This is a genomic window from Salinispora tropica CNB-440 (assembly GCF_000016425.1).
GTDB lineage: Bacteria > Actinomycetota > Actinomycetes > Mycobacteriales > Micromonosporaceae > Micromonospora > Micromonospora tropica.
The window spans coordinates 2,419,880-2,436,431 of sequence record NC_009380.1; the positions used below are offsets into that span (position 1 = coordinate 2,419,880).

The following is a 16,552-nucleotide window of genomic DNA, read 5'->3' on the forward strand; positions in this document are numbered from 1 at the left end:
GGATGGGTCAGGGAATGGGCCACTCGTGGGCTGGTCGGTTGCTGTGCATCAGGTCCACGTAGTGGCGGACCACCTCGCGTAGCGCCTCGGGCCGGGCCAGGCGGTCGGCGGCCTCAAGCCGGTTCAGAGTGGCCACCTGCCAGCTCGCGCCGTTGCGGCCGGTGAGGCAGCGCTGCTCGATGATGCCGAGGAGTCGATCCCGCTCGTGTGGGTTCACTCCCCAGCGGTCCAGCCCGTGGTGGGCCAGCGGCAGTAGTCGGCGGAGCACCAACTCGGTGACGGGTAGGTAGCCGAGGCCCGGCCAGAAGACCGGCGCGTCGATGCCGTGTCGGGCACAGGTGGTGAAGTTCTCCTCAGCGGCGTTGAACGACATCTGCGACCACAGCGGGCGGTCACTCTCGGCCAGGGCGCGGACCAGGCCGAAGAAGAACGCCCCGTTGGCGACGGTGTCCACCACGGTGGGCCCGGCCGGTAGCACGCGGTTCTCCAGCCGCAGCTGCGGTCGGCCCTCCAGGACGTCATATATCGGCCGGTTCCACCGGTAGATGGTGCCGTTGTGCAGGCGTAGCTCGGCCAGCTGCGGCACGGCACCAGCCGTGATCGCGTCGGCGGGATCCTCCGGGTCGCAGATGGGCAGCAACGCGGGGAAGTAGCGGACATTTTCGTCGAAGAGGTCGAAGACGCTGGCGATCCAGCGTTCCCCGAACCACACCCGGGGACGGACGCCCTGCGCCTTGATCTCCACTGCCCGGGTGTCGGTTGCCTGCTCGAACAGCGGGATCCGCGTCTCCCGCCACAGCTCCCGGCCGAAGAGCAGCGGTGCGTTGGCACCCAGCGCCACCTGGACGCCGGCGATGGCCTGCGCCGCGTTCCAGTAGTCGGCGAACTGGGCGGGGCTGACCTGGAGGTGGAACTGGGCGCTGGTGCAGGCTGCCTCTGGAGTGATGGTGTCCGCGGTGGTCGCCAGTCGCTCAACGCCGTTGATGACGATTCGCAGATCTTCGCCGCGAGCGGCGAAGATCTGCTCGTTGAGCAGTTCGAAGCGGGGGTTCGCGGAGAGCGCGGCCGAGGTGAGGTGCTCCGGCCGTAGCGTCGGCAAGATGCCGATCATGACGAGACGGGCGCCGACGGTGCGTGCCCGGCTCTCGGCGGCGTTGAGGCGTTCACGCAGCTTCTTCTCGAACTCCAACGCCCCGGTGCCGGCGAGCCGCAGGGGAGCCACGTTGATCTCCAGGTTGAACTGACCCAGCTCAGTCTGGAAGTCTGGGTCGGCCACCGCAGCCAGTACGGCGGCGTTGCGCATCGCGGGCCGCGACTCGTCATCGATGAGGTTGAGCTCGATCTCCAGCCCGGTCGTCGGCCGACCCACGTCGAACCGGGAATCCGACAGGAGATCAGCGAGGACAGTGAGGCAGCGGCGGACCTTCGCCCGGTAGCGGGCCCGATCCGCACGGTCGAAGGTCCGCACGTCAACGTTCTCGCCCATGGTCACCGCCCTGTCACCGCTGGCCCCCTGACAGTCGCACAGTGTGTCCGGTGACGGTAGACCTGTTGGCTTTCTCCCACCCACCGGTGGGCCGCGGCAACTCCCACCGAACCGGTGCGGCGCGCCCGCAGTCGTGCGCACCGAGCGGTGACCGGGTCGGCTCACACCAGGCTGGAACAGGCGGCCACCGCGGCCAGCAGTAGCAGGCCCAGGCCGGCCTGGAGCAGGAGCGGCGGCCCGAGATGCGACCAGAGCGTCGCCGTACGCGGGGTGAGTACCTGTCCGGTGGTGAGGTTGACGATCCGCTCGATCTTCGGCGGAAGCTCGGAGTCGCGCTGGCGGCGTAGGGTGAGTTGTACGTGGTCGGCCGGGTGCAGGGCGCTCTGCGGTAGGTGTCCGTGTAGCTCTACCTCGCACATCCGTCCGGCGGAGTCCCGCAGGCGGACCGGGGTGACCAGGAACTCCGGCCCGTTCCTGAGCTCCTTGAGCGTGCGGCGACCGCCGCCGGAACCGGCCGCCGCGAGCTGCTGGAGCAGGGCCATCAGCATTCTCGTCACGCCGGCTGCGACGAGCACCGCCACCAGCACCGGCTGACCCACCCGTACCTCACGCGGGTAGCCCTCGAGTAGCCGGACGACTCGCCCGGTGACGATGCGCGCCGTCGGATGAGTGATCCGTGGGGCATGCAGGTCGCTGTTCATCGCCACCACCCGGGGTTTGATCTGTTCCCCGATGGTATCGGCCGGTGTGGGTGAACGGGGTGAATGAACGTGGGGTCACGTGGCGTGGTCAGGTGACAAGCCAGCCGGCGCGGGTAAACGCAGGGTCGAGCTGGAAAGGGGTCGCGCATGCAGCTGTCCTTCCTACGCCCGCTCTATGATCGGCCGGGCCCGTGGTGTTCGGTGTACCTGGACGCCTCCGCCGACACCGAGGACGCCCACGCCGCGCTGGACCTGCGCTGGCGGGCGCTCCGGGACCGACTCCAGGAGCAACGGGCCGACCCGGCGTCGATCGAGGCGATTGATCGGGTGGTTCGGGGGCATAACCCGATGCCGGGTGACTACGGCATCGCCGTCTTCGCCAGCCACGGTCGGGTGGCCCTGTCGGAGTACCTGTCTGCTCCGCCGCTGCGGGACATCGCCGCGTTCGCGTCACTGCCACACGTGATGCCGCTGCTGGCCCAGCGAGGCGAGCAGGTGGCCTGGGTGCGCGTGATCGCCGACCGGACCGGAGCGGACGCGATGGCGGTCAGCGCGGGGGGTGTGCCACGGCACGCCCACGTGCAGGGCCGGGAGGAGTACCAGCTGCGCCGCGTACGGCCCGGCGGTTGGTCCCAGTCCCGGTATCAGCGGGCCGCTGTGGAGGCCTGGCACCGCAACGCGGGTGACATCGCCGCCGCCGCCGCGGAGCTGGCCGAGAGGGTACGCGCCGACGTGGTGGTGGTGGCCGGAGATGTGCGGGCCACCGGTGTGATCGCCGCGCAGTTGCCGGAACGCTGGCAGGAGGTGCTGGTCCGTACCGATGCCGGCAAGCGGGCCGACGGCGCCGACCACACCCTGCTGGACGACCTGACCGTGCAGGCCATTGCCGAGGTGGCCGACCAGCGGGTCAGTACCGCCCTGGACCGGTTTGGTCAGCAGGAGGAGGTCGGGTCCGGGCTGGACGCGGTGGTCTCCGCACTGCAGCGGGACCAGGTCGAGAACCTGCTCATCGTGGACGACCCGTCGGCGACGGGAGAGCTGTGGGTGGGGTCGGATTCCACCCAGATCGCTACTGATCCGGAACAACTATCCGCCATGTCGGTCCGGGACCCGGAGCAGGTACGCGTGGATGCCGCCCTGGTACGGGCGTTGGTGGGGACTGACGCGGAGCTGACCGTCCTCAGCCCCGACGAGGCGCCGGAGTTGACCGGTGGGGTGGGCGCGGTACTGCGGTACGTCGATGTCGCCACGCCGGGGCGGGACCGCGCCTGACCGGAGCGGCGCGATCGGCGCAGCCGTACGGCGTCGAACCGGGCGGGTGCGGCGGATGGTCGAACGTCGTGGCCGGGGCCGGGCGCATCCGGTCCGGCCGCCCATCCGTCAGGATTACCGGGTAAATCACGATGAGCAAGAGATGCCCAGTTTGAACCCCATCGGGGCGGGAAGCCGGGCTGCGTGGTTAGCGAACGAGGAACGACCGGGCCGGCGCACGGGGTGCGCGCGGGGCGCGCCGGGCTGGCCGGTGACCGCGTCGTGGCGGCCGGCAGCGCGGCCCGGACCCTGGTCGCGGCCACCGCTCGGGCCCTCCGCGGCGCCGACTGCGCCGACCTGGGCCATCCCAGAGGGATGTCTCGCCTCAGCGGGGCACCCGAACCGGTCCGGCGGGCAGCGGCGGCCCGGGCCGCTGGTCGGGTCGCCCTGACCGTGGGGCAGGCCGCCGAGGTGGACGCGGACCGGGTGGCCCGATGGTTCGCCGACCAGTATCCCCGCCGCCGCTACCCCGGGGTGCTGCTCGGCTCGCCGCACGGCGCGGCGGCGCACCTCGCGGTCGCGCTCGGCATACCGTGGCTGCCCACCGGCTTCGAGCTGAGCGTGCACTGGCCGCAGGGGGCGGTGGACGGGCCGCAGGCCGCGCTGGACCACGGTGCCGCGCTGGCGGCGCGGTTGCTGGTGGGCAACCCCGAACTCCACGTTCGGCAGGTGCACTGTCCCGCCAGCCGTGGTGCGCTGGCGGGGGCGACGGTCGCGCTGGCCGCTCACTGGCGCTGGCTGCCGACGGCCTACCTCCGGTTGCTGGTCGAATGCCTGGAGCCCGGAGCGCCGGTGCTGCTGCTCTGTGATGCCCGTACCTGGCCGGTGGTGGACTCCGCCCCCGGTCACAGCTTCCAGATCGGCTGTCCGGGCAGTGGGTTTGATCCGGTGGACTTCCACCCGGACAGTCCCGCGTTGCGCCAGGTGCTCCACGCGGCCGGCAGCGACGGCGCGCGGTGGTGTCCGCCCGAGGTGGCGGGGGCGCCCCGCCTGGCAGAACATGGGGTGGAGCCCGGGTTCGAGCAGTCCGTGCGGGAATGGGGCGCGGTGCACCGACATCCGTCGCATCGGGTGCTCGTTCCGGAACCTGCGGTGTTGAGCGCGGCGACCGCGGACCTGTACCGCCACTGGTTGCGCGCGGCCGGAAAGACCGGCAACCGCCTGGTCGTCGAGTGCGGCCGGCTTCTTGACCCGTGGCAGGTGGTTCGGGCGGGCATGGTGCCCTACTGGTGCGAGAACGCCACCCGGCGCAGTGTGGAGGGGGCAGAGTGGTGGCTCGCCGGCAGCGAGCCGTTCAGCTCGGTGGACGTGTTGCCGGAGCCGCCGGGGCTGCGGTCGCCGGCGGTCGCCGGGCTTCCCCAGTGGTTGGCCGTGGCCGGCTTCGGCCGCCGGCGGCGGGCTCTGGACCGGTCGGCGGCCCGGGGCTACCCGGTCAGCTCGGTGCCCACTCGCCGGGCCACCGAAGTGCTGCGGGCACAGTCGTACGACCTGCCGACACCGCCGCCGATGACCGTTGCGGCTGCCCTTGCGGCGCTCCGCGACGGCGGCTCCCAGCAGGGGCTGCTCGTCTCCTGAACCGGGCGAGCCGAAACATCCTCGCGAACCCCGGGTCCCGTGATTGAGTACCTACGGAGCGGGAACACCGCTGGCTGCGGCGGCCGGAATCCTGCCGTTGCCCGCTGGCGTCCCAGCCACGAAACCACTTCCGACCCGGTGCGTGGTGTCACCACGCGCACGACCGGTTTGCCAAATCCGGGCGGGACCTTCCTGAGGGAGGCGCGGATGTTCGGACAGACCACCACAAGTACGCCGTCACCGACCGATCGGGGCCTGGAGGACCTCGACGCGGCGGCCCTGGCGTACGCGGCACGGATCGAGGGGTTGCCGCCCCAGCGGCGTCAGGAGGCCCGCGACGACCTGGTCCGCTTCGCTCTGCCGTTCGCCGGACGACTGGCCCGTCGGTATCGCGGGCGGGGCGAGCCGCTGGAGGACCTGGAACAGGTCGCGCGGCTCGGGTTGGTGAACGCGGTGGATCGTTACGACCCGGAGCGGGGCTCCTTCACCGCGTATGCGGCGATCACCATCGTCGGTGAGATCAAGCGCCACTTCCGGGACCGTACCTGGGGGGTGCACGTGCCCCGCCGGCTGCGTGATCTCATCCTCGAGGTTGGCCAGGCCACCGCGGCGTTGACCAGCGAGTTGTCTCGGGCGCCCACGGTGGCGGAGCTGGCGAGGCGGTTGGAGACGCCGGAGGAAGAGATCCTCGCGGCGCTGGAGTCGGCTGCCGGCTACAGCCCGGCCTCGCTCAACGCCCCGGTCGGCGGCGAGAGCTCGGCCGAGTTCGGCGACCTGGTGGGTGAGTCCGACAACGCACTGGAGTCGGTGGACGATCGGGTAACCGTGAGTGGTCTGCTGCATCGGCTGCCCTGGCGGGAACGACGGATCCTCGCCATGCGCTTCTACGGCAACCAGACCCAGGCGGAGATCGCCGCCCGCTTCGGCATCTCCCAGATGCACGTGTCCCGGCTGTTGTCGCGGGCGCTGACCTGGCTGCGGCAGGCGATGCTCGCCGACGCGCCGCCGCCGTGGCAGAACGGCGTCGCCGAGGCGGAGGCCGGCCGCCGCGGAACTCGGTGAGTGTCCGACGGCGGCTGGTCCCGGTGCGGCCGGCGCGGCGCCGCTCGCTCACGGGCGTCGAGCCGGCTCAGTTCTCGGTGCTGTCGCCGGGTCCACGTGGATGGCGCCACCGGTCGTTCGGCTCCTGCGGGGCTTCGAGGTCGATGGTCCCCTCGGGCTCGTCGGTCTCCTCGAAGCTGGGCCGGCGCACGGCCTCCGGCTCCGGCACCTCGACCGGCCGCGCCCCGGACTGGGGAGCGGGCTGGTAGGCCACCGCCTCGCGCGCGCCGACCGCGCCCTCGGTGCTGGGTGACTCGGGCAGATGCGGCTCCCGGTGTAGCTCGTCGCGGAGGGTCTGGGGCGGCCGGGTGGTGCGCTGCGGTAGATCGCGGCCGAGATCGGCGACGAGTGGACCGTACTTGGCGTCGAAGGCCGGGCGCTCCGAGCGGATCCGGGGCATCTGGTCGAAGTTACGCAGTGGTGGTGGACAGGTTGTCGCCCACTCCAGGGAGTTACCGAAGCCCCATGGGTCGTCCACGTTGACCACGGGTCCGTACCGCCAGGACTTCCAGGCGTTCCAGATGAAGAACAGGGTGGATGCTCCGAGTACGAACGAAGAGACGGTGGAGATGGTGTTCAGGGTGGTGAACCCGTCGCTGGACAGGTAGTCGACGTACCGCCGGGGCATTCCCTCGTTGCCCAGCCAGTGCTGGACCAGGAAGGTGCCGTGGAAGCCGAGGAACATCGTCCAGAAGTGCACCTTGCCGAGTCGTTCGTCGAGTAGCCGGCCGGTCATCTTCGGGAACCAGAAGTAGATTCCGCCGAAGAAGGCGAAGACCACTGTGCCAAAGAGTACGTAGTGGAAGTGCCCCACCACGAAGTAGCTGTCGGTCACGTGGAAGTCCACCGGCGGGCTGGCCAGCAGCACCCCGGTGAGACCGCCGAACAGGAAGGTGACCAGGAAGCCGATGGCGAAGAGCATCGGTGTTTCGAAAGTGAGCTGCCCCTTCCACATGGAGCCGATCCAGTTGAAGAACTTCACCCCGGTCGGTACGGCGATCAGGTAGCTCAGGATGCTGAAGAACGGCAGGAGCACCTGACCGGTGCCGAACATGTGGTGTGCCCAGACCGCCATGGACAGCACGGTGATGGCGACGGTGGCGAAGACCAGCCCGGTGTAGCCGAAGACGGGCTTGCGGGCGAAGACCGGGATGATCTCGGTGATGATCCCGAAGAAGGGCACCGCGATGATGTAGACCTCGGGGTGGCCCCAGAACCAGAACAGGTGCTGCCAGAGCAGCGGCCCGCCATGGTTCGAATCGAAGACGTGCGCCCCCAGGAGTCGGTCCGCGAGCAGGGCGAAGAGCGCGGCGGCCAGCAGGGGGAAGACCAGCAGGATCAGGATGCTGGTGAAGAGCATGTTCCAGGTGAAGATCGGCATTCGGAACATCGTCATGCCGGGGGCCCGGAGCGTGACGATGGTGGTGATCAGGTTGACCGCGGTCAGAATCGTGCCGACACCGCCGAGGGCAAGGCCGACCAGCACCATGTCCGGGCCGATCCCGGGGGAGTGCTCGGCCTGGCTCAGCGGCGTGTATGCGAACCAGCCGAAGTCGGCGGATCCGCCGGGGGTCAGGAAGCTGCCGAAGAGCAGCAGACCGCCGAAGAGGAAGAGCCAGTAGCCGAAGGCGTTCAGTCGGGGGAACGCGACGTCCGGCGCGCCGACCTGGATCGGGACGATGTAGTTGGCCATCCCCAGCGCCGCCGGGGTGGCGAAGAGCAGCAGCATCGCGAGGCCGTGGGTGGTGAACAACTGGTTGTACTGTTCGGGAGAGAGGAACTGGAGCCCGGGCCGGGCCAACTCGCCCCGGATCAGCATCGCCTCGATTCCGGCCAGCACGAAGAATCCGAAGGCCGTGATCAGGTAGAGCAGCCCGATCTGCTTGTGGTCGGTGGTGGCCAGCCACCGGGCCAGCTTGGTGCCGGGCAACGCCGGCCGCCGCGGGCCCGGGTAGCCGCCGAAGCGGGCCGGTGCCAGGATCGCCGGACCCCGGTCGCGTGGTTCCGTGGTGACCCGCTTGGGCATGGACTATCACCCCGCTGACGACAGATGGGACGGGCGTGGCTACCCGCCCCTCTGACCATGAAACCAGGCGAGAGGGATTATTCCGGCTAGAGCGGTATTTTCGCTCCCCAGGACGTTCGGTGTCGTGCTCCCCACCCTGGGTCGACCTGGTCGCCCTCCGACGGTCGGTCACCGGTGGCGCTCGCCGACGCCGCCGGGGCCCGGGCGGGCCGCTTGAAGATCGGTCCGGTCGCGTACCGTTGCCGCTCATGGGTGTGTCGCAACGGTTGAAGAGCAGGTTCCGCCGGTTCCTCCAGCGCCCCGGGACGACAGTCGACCTCGCGCCGCTGGAGAAGCTCCTGCCCGCCATCGAGTCCCGGATGGAGGAGCTACAGGCTCTCGACGATGTCGAGCTGACCGAGGCCGCCGGCCGGGCTGAGGGCTACGCGGAGATTTGTGCGGTTGGCCGCGAGGCTGCCCGCCGCGGACTGGATCAGCGGCCCTACGACGTGCAGCTGCTCGGTGCGATGGCGCTGCTCTCCGGCAAGGTCGCCGAGATGGCCACCGGTGAGGGCAAGACGCTGACCGCGACGGTCGCCGCGTACGGGCATGTCCGCCTCGGCAACGGCCCGGTGCACGTACTGACCGTCAACGACTACCTGGCCCGCCGGGACGCCCAATGGATGAAGCCGGTGTATGACCTGCTTGGCCTGACCGTCGGCTGGGTCAACGAGGGGTCCACCCCGGAACAACGGCGTGCGGCGTACGCCTGCGATGTCACGTACGTGTCGGTCAGCGAGGCGGGCTTCGACTACCTGCGTGACCAGCTCGTCACCGACACCGAGGACCGGGCCCAGCCGGCGCTGCGTACCGCGATCGTTGACGAGGCCGACTCGATCCTGATCGACGAGGCCCGGGTGCCGATGGTCCTCGCCGGAGCGGTTCCCGGCGAGCAGGATCCGGTGCACACCGCCGCGGCGTTGATGCGTGGGCTGCGTGAGGACCGGCACTACACGGTGGCCGAGGACGGTCGCAGCGTCGCCTTCACCACCGACGGCCTCAGTGCCGTCGAGGCCCGGCTCGGCATCGACCTGTACGACGAGGCGCAGGTCGCCCAGCTCTCCGCGGTGAACGTGGCGCTGCATGCGCACGCCCTGCTGCACCGCGATGTGGACTACATCGTGCGGGATGGCACGGTCGAGCTGATCGACGAGATGCGCGGACGGGTGGCGCAGCGTCGCCGTTGGCCCGACGGACTGCAGGCGGCGGTCGAGGCCAAGGAGGGGCTCGACGCCACCGCCGAGGGGGAGGTGCTCGGCACGATCGCGGTGCAGGCGTACATCGGGCTCTACCCAACCGTGTGTGGGATGACGGCGACCGCGGTACTGGTCGGCGAGCAGCTGCGCGAGTTCTTCGATCTCGAGGTGGCGGTGGTCCCGCCGAACACGCCGTGTGTCCGTGAGGACGAGCCGGACCGGATCTACGCGACCCAGGCGGAGAAGGAGGAGGCGCTGATCGACGAGATTCGGCGCAACCACGAGCGGGGGCGGCCGGTCCTGGTCGGCACCCTCGACGTGAAGGAGTCCGAAAGCCTGGCGGCCGGTCTCGACGCTGCTGACGTCCCCTGCATCGTGCTGAACGCCAAGAACGACGACGAGGAGGCGGCGATCATCGCCGAGGCCGGCGCCAACGGCGCGGTCACGGTCTCGACCCAGATGGCCGGCCGGGGTGTCGACATCCGTCTCGGCGGCAGCGATCAGACGGACCAAGATCGGGTGGCCGAGCTGGGTGGTCTCTACGTGATCGGCAGTGGTCGGCACGACAGCCGCCGGGTGGACGACCAGCTGCGCGGGCGGGCTGGTCGGCAGGGCGACCCGGGTGGGTCGGTCTTCTTCGTCAGTCTGCAGGACGATCTCGTGGTCCGGCACGCCGGTGACACGGTGCCGCCGTCGCCGCGGATGAACGCCGACGGCCTGGTCACCGACCCGCAGGTGCAATACGCCGTGGAGCACGCGCAGCGGGTCGCGGAGGGGGTCAACCACGAGATCCACCGCAACACCTGGCGCTACAGCGTGGTGGTGGAGCAGCAGCGTAAGGCGTTGGCGGAACGCCGTGAGCGACTGCTGACCAGCGATGTCGCCGCCCTGATGCTGCTCGACAAGGTCTCGGACCAGGCGGGCGAGATGGACGAGGATCTTCTCGCTCGGGCCGCCCGGTCGATTGCGTTGTTCCACCTGGACCGACTCTGGGCCGAGCACCTGGCCGAGCTCTCCGAGGTCCGCGAGGGTGTGCACCTGCGGGCGTTGGGCCGGTTGGACCCGCTCGACGAGTTCCACCGTGCCGCGGTGCCCTCCTTCAACGAGCTGGTGCCGGAGATCGAGCGGCGCACCATCGAGACATTCACCGAGACGGAATTCGACGAGGACTGGGAACCGGACGAGGCCCGGCTGGTCCGGCCCAGCGCCACGTGGACCTACCTCGTGCACGACAATCCGTTCGGTTCGGAGCTCGACCGGCTCATCGCCTCGGTGGGGCGGCGGCTCAGCTCCGGATCCCGCTGACCTTTCCGGAGTGTTCCGGTAGCCTCCGGCTTCGGGGGTCGCCCTGTTTGGGTAGTTTCGACCCCTCCCCTCGGGGTAGTAGGCCGGGGCTGCGGAGTCGGACGGGCACGGAACTCAGGCGGTCCGGAGGTGGGACGCGGGGTGTACGGCATATGGAGGTGGGTCTGGTGAACCTGGAGATGCGGGAGTCGGTCGGGGAGACGCTCGGTGTCCTGGAGACCGCGGGACTGCTCCGGGAGCTGACCGCCGGGCTGATCGGCGCGATGGACCTCGACGCCGCCCTGACCATCCTCGTCCGGATCGCCCGGGACGGCGTCGCGGGGGTCAGCTGGTGTGGGTTCACCTCCCTGCGTGCGGGGGAGCCGGCCGGAGCGGTGGCCTCCGACACCCGGCTCGCCGAGCTGGACGACCTGCGGCACGGCCCAGACTCGCCGGCCATGGCGGCGATCGGGCGGCGAGAGCTGGTGGTCGCCGAGCGACTGAGCGCCGAGACGCGGTGGCCCGAGTGGACCTGGCGTGCCCGTGGGCTCGGCGTGTCGGCCGTGATCTCCGCGCCGGTCGACATCGACGAACAGGTGATCGGTGCGCTCAACCTCTATGCGGGAGCTCGGGAGCTGCTCACCCCCCGGCACCAGCTGACCGCGATGCTGGTGGCCGAGCAGGCCGGTCTTCTGCTCGCCGCGGTGCGGGACCGGGCGCGGGCGGTGGCCGAAGCCGGTCAGGTCGACGTGGCGCTGCTCGGCGAGAGCGTTGTCGGGCAGGCGATCGGTGTCGTCATGACCCAGCGGGGATGTCGGGCTGAGGAGGCCGTGACGGTGCTGCGCAGCGCGGCGTCCTCGCTCGGCATCCCCCTGCGGGAGGTGGCCGAGCGGTTGATCACCACGGTTTCCCGGCCTCGCGACAACTAGCCGCGCCGGAGGACGGCCGCGCGGTGGGGTGGGGCTGTTCCGGCGGGCTCGCCGAGGTGTCAGTGGGCGGACCGGTGGTGGGCAGCCAGGAGGTCGCCGCCGAAGTCACCGCTCGGGCGGCGGAGCACGGTGTGGGCGTGGTTACCGTCGTCCGCGGTGTTGTCGTACTCGATCAGCAGGTCGTCGCCCTGGACGCGGTAGTAGTGGCGCTGTCCCGGCCAGCTCGGACCAGCCCAGGCGAAGTGCACCGGGGACCCGGCGAGCCGACGGGCCTCCCGGTCTGCCAACTCTGGCGGGAACCGTTCCAGGTAGAGGGCGACGAGTTGGTCCAACATGGACCGGCCGGTGGGGCTGAGCTGGTCAGCGGAGACGCCGAGGGGAGCCATCGGGGTGTCCACGTGAGGTCGGGTCGCGCTGATGATGTCGGTGGGAGCCGCCTCGGCGATGACCGCCATCGCCCGTGCCCGCGGGCTGAGGGTATCCAGCAACGCCCGGCCCAGGTCCTCCTCGGGGCCGAGCGGGCGGGTGATCGGCCGTCCGGCCCACCGGACTGCTGCCGGGTTCGCCCCGAAGAAGATCGGAGCGGGGGAGACCTGGTCGGCGACGATGGTCATGCTGATCGACAGGTGGTGCCCCTCGACCCGCCACCCCCATGCCTCGTCCCGGATCGGGTCACCGAAAACCGCCACCCAATAGTCGTCGCTGTGTCGGTCACGGTGCCCCCCCTCGGCTCGGTCGAGGATCTCCTCCAGACCGATGATCGCCACCGCCTGGGCGTACGCCGACGGGCTCAGGGCGCTCGCCAGTAGTCGGTGGGTGGCCTTCCGGGCAGCGCGGCGCAGGTCGGCCAGGCAGACGCCGGGGCGGGGACGGGGCCGGTACTCGATCCAGCGCCGTGCCCCCAGGTCGTCGAACCGATGGGTCGCCCGGGCGCGTTCCGGCTCGTCCAGGGCGGCGAGCAGCGCCCCGGCGGCGGCGCGTAGCTGCTGGGAGATCGACTCATCCACTGTTCCTGTATACCCGTTGGGCATCGGGCGACACGGGGGTGGTGGGCAGGGACCGGGAAATGTGAACGTGGTGGGGACCCCCGGATCGGGTCCTCTCAGCGGCTCTGCTGTAATCAGGTGACTCGTACGCAGAGCGAGCATCCCGCTCCTATGCGTTCGTCAATTGTCACATTCATGCAACGCAGCTGCCCCTTGACCCCCGAACGGGTGCCGGGAAGCATCGGTAAAGCGGCGTCCCGGGCCGTTGGGGAGATACCCGGACCAGCCAAGGAGGACCATGTCGGTCAGCCCCGCCTCGTCGCGCGCCGGATGGCATTCGTCCCAACCCGCTGTTCCCGGTCGCCCTCCGGGTGGTCAGCGCCGCCCCACCAATACGGTTCCCCCTGTCCTCACGGTGACCCTGTCGATCCCGTTGGTCAGCGACGAGGCGCTGAACCCGGCGGCCCGGCGCCTGCTGGACGCGGCCCGCGAACTTATGGAATGTGGCGACAGCACGGTCACCATGACCGGCAACGGGTTCTCGGACCGGCGGGTGGAACCGGTCCCGGCTGGCCGCTCCCCGAGCCGGTCGCTCGCCCCAACCATCCCCACCCTGCACATCCTCGCCTCCTCCCGGTCCGTGCTGCGCGACGGCGAGCCGCTGTCGCTGACCCGGCTGGAGTTCGATCTGTTGCTGCACCTGGTCGCCCACCCCCGGCGGGTCTTCACGCGGCTACAACTGCTCAATGCGGTCTGGGGCTACGAGCACGCCGGGGTGCGCACGGTTGACGTGCACGTCCGCCGGCTACGGGGCAAGGTCGGTGTGGATGTCCCCCTGGTCACCACCGTCTACGGGGTCGGCTACCGGCTCGCCGACGACGCCCGGGTGACCATCGACCGTAGTGGTTGAGGGGGTACCCCCGCCGGGCGGCTGCTCTGGTGTCTGCGGGGCGGCGTAGCCGCTCAAACGGCGGTTTGGTCCGTGGCGGTGTGGGGTACTCGGTCGGCTCACCACACGGGTAGCCACCCGTGCAGCGACGATCAGCACCGGTCCGGTGGACCGGGCCCTGAGGAAGGCAGGCAGCGATGCTCGTCCACGACCCGGTCGACACGCCCCGACCCCAGGCGGAGGCCGACCAGATCCGGCAGTCCCTGAAGGCCCGCTACGACGAGCTCGCCGCCGAGTACGAGCAGGCCGTGTTGCAAAGCCAGGTGCTGCGCCTGGTCGAGGTCGGGGACACCGCGGGCGATGACCAGGCCGACAGCGGCACGAAGACCGCGGAGCGGGACACCGCGCAGTCTCTGTTGCGCACGATCCTCGACCGCCGGGCACAGTTCGAGCACGCTCTGACCCGGCTGGAAGAGGGCACCTACGGCTTCTGCGAGGGCTGTGGCGCGTCTATTCCGGTGGAGCGGTTGGAGATCTTCCCGTCGGCGACGACCTGCGTGACCTGCAAACAAACTCGGGAGCGTCGCGCGGCTTGACGCGTCGCCGCCGGGTGCGGCCGGAGTGGACGGAGGTGGCTGGAAGGTGACGGTGCAGACGAGACCGGAGCGCCGCCGAGGCGTCGTTGTCCACGTCGTCGGGGCACCCGGCGTTCGGCGGCGGGCGCCGCGGCCCGGCCGGTTCAGCCCGGTCCGGCAGCGCCGTGACCCGGTGGGTCCCCCGCGGCGAGACGACGACGGCCGGTGGGAGCCCGACGTTCGGGGGTGGAGAGATGGCTGAGCAGCTTCAGTCCGCAATCGACGCGTCCACGGAGAAGACAAACCTGATTCTCCAGGACATCGAGGAGGCCGTCGGTTGGCCGAAGGGACAGCGGAACCAGTCCTACTGCGCGCTGCGGACGATGCTGCACCTGCTACGCGATCGGTTGCCGGTGCAGGAGAGCGTGGAGTTCGCCGCGCAGCTGCCGTTGGTGGTCCGCGGCATCTACTTCGACGGCTGGCAGCCGATGGACGTTCCGGTCAAGCTGAACCGAGACGACTTCCTCCTCGAGTTCCGGAAGCAGTTCACCTATGACCTTCAGGGCGATGCTGCGCACCTGGTGCAGGTGGTGCTCGACGTCCTGCGCCGGCATGTGAGCTCGGGGCAGTGGGACGATGTGAAGGACAACATGCCCAAGGACCTGGCCCAGATGATGCCCTGAGCGTCGCGGCGAGCGCCGTCGCGGCACGGGGTTCGGACCGGGCCGTCACCGGCGAACCACCATCGTCAGAGTCCTGGGACGGTTACCGTGTGGTGGGGAGGGCCACCGGTGGGGTACACCCCCGCCGTACGACGGACCCCGGCGTTCGGACGGGGCACATCCGAGGAGCACCCATGGCACTCAACGACGACGACATGACGACCTCCGGCGGAGCCGGCCCCGAGGGTCCGGCTGACGGTGGGGCGACTCCGGGCCAGCACGATGGCGGTGCCGACGGCAGCGCGGAGGGTCCGGCTGACGGTGGGGCGACTCCGGGCCAGCACGATGGTGGTGCCGACGGCAGCGCGGAGGGTCCGGCTGACGGTGGGGCGACTCCGGGCCAGCACGATGGTGGTGCCGACGGCAGCGCGGGCTGAACCACGCCGTGCCGCACCTCGACTCGCCGGGTGGCTGCGGTAGCCCGGCACCTCCGCTCGCCGCCGACCGGTCCGAGACACCCGCTGGGTCGCCGTCGGCGTTGGCCCGATGTGTCTCGGTCGAACCGGCGACGTTCGCCGCCGCGCACTGGGGACAGACACCGCTGCTGTCCCGCGCCCACGAGCTGCCCAACCCGAGTGGCTTCCGCGACCTACTCAGCCCGGCAGACGCCGACGACCTGCTCAGCCGGCGCGGCTTACGTACCCCGTTCCTGCGGGTGGCGCAGGACGGCGTGTTGGTGCCGGCGGCCCGGTACACCGGCGGCGGGGGCGCAGGCGCCGAGATCACCGACCAGGTCCTCGACGAGAAGATCCTCGACCTGTACGCCGGTGGGGCCACCCTGGTGTTGCAGGGCCTGCACCGGACCTGGCCGGCACTCATTGACTTCGCCCGGGACCTCGGCCTGGCTGTCGGGCAGCCATTGCAGGTCAACGCCTACCTGACTCCCGCCGGCAGTCAGGGATTTGCCACCCACTACGACACGCACGACGTCTTCGTCCTTCAGGTCGACGGTGGGAAGCACTGGCGAATCCACCCGCCGGTGCTCCCCGATCCGCTGGAACGGCAGCCGTGGGGCGGCCGAGCTGACGAGGTCGTCGCGACCGCGACGGGCGCACCCGCCCTCGACGTGCTGCTCGCCCCCGGAGACGCGTTGTACCTGCCCCGTGGCTGGTTGCACAGTGCTGCGGCTCAGGAGCGCAGCTCACTCCACCTGACCGTCGGCGTTCGGGCGCTGACTCGGTACACGCTGGTCGAGGAGTTGCTCGCCCTCGCTGCCGAGGATCAGCGGCTGCGGGCCACCCTGCCATTCGGGATCGACGTCTCCGCTCCGGAGGCGGTGGAGCCCGAGTTGACCGAGACGGTGGAGATACTGCGCGACTGGCTGCGCCGCGTCGATCCGACAGCGCTCGCCGCCCGGCTGCGGCAGCGTGCATGGCCTGCGGCCCGGCCGGCTCCGCTGCACCCCCTTGCCCAGGCGGCCGCGTTGGGCGCGCTCGGCCCGGACAGCCGGGTCACTCCCCGCCCGGGCCTGCGGTGGCAGCTCACCCCGGCGGGGGAGCGGGTGACGTTGCGAGTCTTCGACCGCACCATCACCCTGCCGCAGATGTGCGCCCCGGCCCTACGCGCGTTGCTCTCCGGTGAGGTCAGCCGGGTGGGGGACCTGCCCGGTCTGGCCGACGACACCGACCGGGTCACCCTCGTGCGCCGCCTGCTCCGGGAGGCCGTCGCCGTACCTGCGCACGGCAGCTGTCCGAACCTGCCCGACGGGGGCGCGGCGGGTGACCCGCCGCCA

The 16,552-nt window shown here is 70.6% G+C and carries 13 protein-coding genes and 1 pseudogene; 10 read left to right on the top strand and 4 right to left on the bottom strand.

The genetic code is table 11. The annotated features are described in order from the left end of the window. Positions 1-7: 7 nt before the first annotated feature. A complete protein-coding gene (locus STROP_RS10760) occupies positions 8-1,486 on the bottom strand; it encodes a glutamate-cysteine ligase family protein (RefSeq protein WP_011906019.1) in 1,479 nt (492 codons plus the stop codon). Between the two features lie 161 nt (positions 1,487-1,647). Then, positions 1,648-2,196, bottom strand: a complete 549-nt coding sequence (locus tag STROP_RS10765) for a hypothetical protein (RefSeq protein WP_018830084.1) — start codon at positions 2,194-2,196, stop codon at positions 1,648-1,650. A gap of 138 nt (positions 2,197-2,334) precedes the next feature. On the opposite strand from STROP_RS10765, the gene STROP_RS10770 reads away from it, so the two are divergent. The 3 genes from STROP_RS10770 to STROP_RS10780 all read left to right on the top strand — a co-directional run bounded on the left by STROP_RS10770 (position 2,335) and on the right by STROP_RS10780 (position 6,135). Beyond that, entirely contained in the window at positions 2,335-3,459 is a 1,125-nt protein-coding gene (locus tag STROP_RS10770; RefSeq protein WP_011906021.1) for a baeRF2 domain-containing protein, read from the top strand. Positions 3,460-3,681: 222 nt separating this feature from the next. Continuing rightward, entirely contained in the window at positions 3,682-5,073 is a 1,392-nt protein-coding gene (locus STROP_RS10775) for a hypothetical protein (RefSeq protein WP_028564164.1), read from the top strand. Positions 5,074-5,280: 207 nt separating this feature from the next. Next, entirely contained in the window at positions 5,281-6,135 is an 855-nt protein-coding gene (locus tag STROP_RS10780; RefSeq protein WP_011906023.1) for a SigB/SigF/SigG family RNA polymerase sigma factor, read from the top strand. A 67-nt stretch (positions 6,136-6,202) separates the two neighbouring features. Here the strand turns inward: STROP_RS10780 and ctaD are convergent, their stop codons facing one another. Next, positions 6,203-8,200: an aa3-type cytochrome oxidase subunit I gene (gene ctaD / locus STROP_RS10785; RefSeq protein WP_011906024.1), complete on the bottom strand. Its 1,998-nt coding sequence runs from the start codon at positions 8,198-8,200 to the stop codon at positions 6,203-6,205. A 248-nt stretch (positions 8,201-8,448) separates the two neighbouring features. Here ctaD and secA2 point away from each other — a divergent pair, with 248 nt between their 5' ends. Both secA2 and STROP_RS10795 read left to right on the top strand, forming a co-directional pair. Next, positions 8,449-10,740, top strand: coding sequence for an accessory Sec system translocase SecA2 (secA2, locus tag STROP_RS10790; RefSeq protein ID WP_026274896.1), 2,292 nt, complete (start codon positions 8,449-8,451; stop codon positions 10,738-10,740). 167 nt (positions 10,741-10,907) lie between these two features. Next, positions 10,908-11,648 (top strand): GAF and ANTAR domain-containing protein, encoded by a 741-nt coding sequence (locus STROP_RS10795; protein ID WP_026274897.1) that lies wholly within the window; start codon positions 10,908-10,910, stop codon positions 11,646-11,648. A gap of 59 nt (positions 11,649-11,707) precedes the next feature. On the opposite strand, the gene STROP_RS10800 is transcribed toward STROP_RS10795, so the two are convergent. After that, entirely contained in the window at positions 11,708-12,679 is a 972-nt protein-coding gene (locus STROP_RS10800; RefSeq protein ID WP_420794855.1) for a DUF3500 domain-containing protein, read from the bottom strand. Between the two features lie 370 nt (positions 12,680-13,049). Here STROP_RS10800 and STROP_RS10805 point away from each other — a divergent pair, with 370 nt between their 5' ends. From STROP_RS10805 to STROP_RS10825, 5 genes and pseudogenes are all read left to right on the top strand, one after another. Further along, complete coding sequence (locus STROP_RS10805) at positions 13,050-13,544, top strand: winged helix-turn-helix domain-containing protein (protein ID WP_026274899.1); 495 nt, start codon at positions 13,050-13,052, stop codon at positions 13,542-13,544. A 176-nt stretch (positions 13,545-13,720) separates the two neighbouring features. Next, complete coding sequence (locus STROP_RS10810) at positions 13,721-14,119, top strand: TraR/DksA family transcriptional regulator (protein ID WP_011906029.1); 399 nt, start codon at positions 13,721-13,723, stop codon at positions 14,117-14,119. Between the two features lie 233 nt (positions 14,120-14,352). Next, a complete protein-coding gene (locus STROP_RS10815; protein ID WP_011906030.1) occupies positions 14,353-14,781 on the top strand; it encodes a DUF2267 domain-containing protein in 429 nt (142 codons plus the stop codon). Between the two features lie 173 nt (positions 14,782-14,954). Beyond that, positions 14,955-15,197: a hypothetical protein gene (locus STROP_RS10820; protein WP_018830086.1), complete on the top strand. Its 243-nt coding sequence runs from the start codon at positions 14,955-14,957 to the stop codon at positions 15,195-15,197. An 8-nt stretch (positions 15,198-15,205) separates the two neighbouring features. Beyond that, positions 15,206-16,498, top strand: a pseudogene (locus STROP_RS10825) (cupin domain-containing protein); the annotation flags it as partial. Positions 16,499-16,552 lie beyond the last annotated feature (54 nt).

Coding starts and splice junctions, on each gene's coding strand:
- STROP_RS10770 (WP_011906021.1), top strand. CDS start 2,335: ATGCAGCTGTCCTTCCTACGCCCGCTCTATGATCGGCCGGGCCCGTGG.
- STROP_RS10800 (WP_420794855.1), bottom strand. CDS start 12,679: ATGCCCAACGGGTATACAGGAACAGTGGATGAGTCGATCTCCCAGCAG.
- STROP_RS10780 (WP_011906023.1), top strand. CDS start 5,281: ATGTTCGGACAGACCACCACAAGTACGCCGTCACCGACCGATCGGGGC.
- STROP_RS10820 (WP_018830086.1), top strand. CDS start 14,955: ATGGCACTCAACGACGACGACATGACGACCTCCGGCGGAGCCGGCCCC.
- STROP_RS10810 (WP_011906029.1), top strand. CDS start 13,721: ATGCTCGTCCACGACCCGGTCGACACGCCCCGACCCCAGGCGGAGGCC.
- STROP_RS10815 (WP_011906030.1), top strand. CDS start 14,353: ATGGCTGAGCAGCTTCAGTCCGCAATCGACGCGTCCACGGAGAAGACA.
- secA2 (WP_026274896.1), top strand. CDS start 8,449: ATGGGTGTGTCGCAACGGTTGAAGAGCAGGTTCCGCCGGTTCCTCCAG.
- STROP_RS10760 (WP_011906019.1), bottom strand. CDS start 1,486: ATGGGCGAGAACGTTGACGTGCGGACCTTCGACCGTGCGGATCGGGCC.
- ctaD (WP_011906024.1), bottom strand. CDS start 8,200: ATGCCCAAGCGGGTCACCACGGAACCACGCGACCGGGGTCCGGCGATC.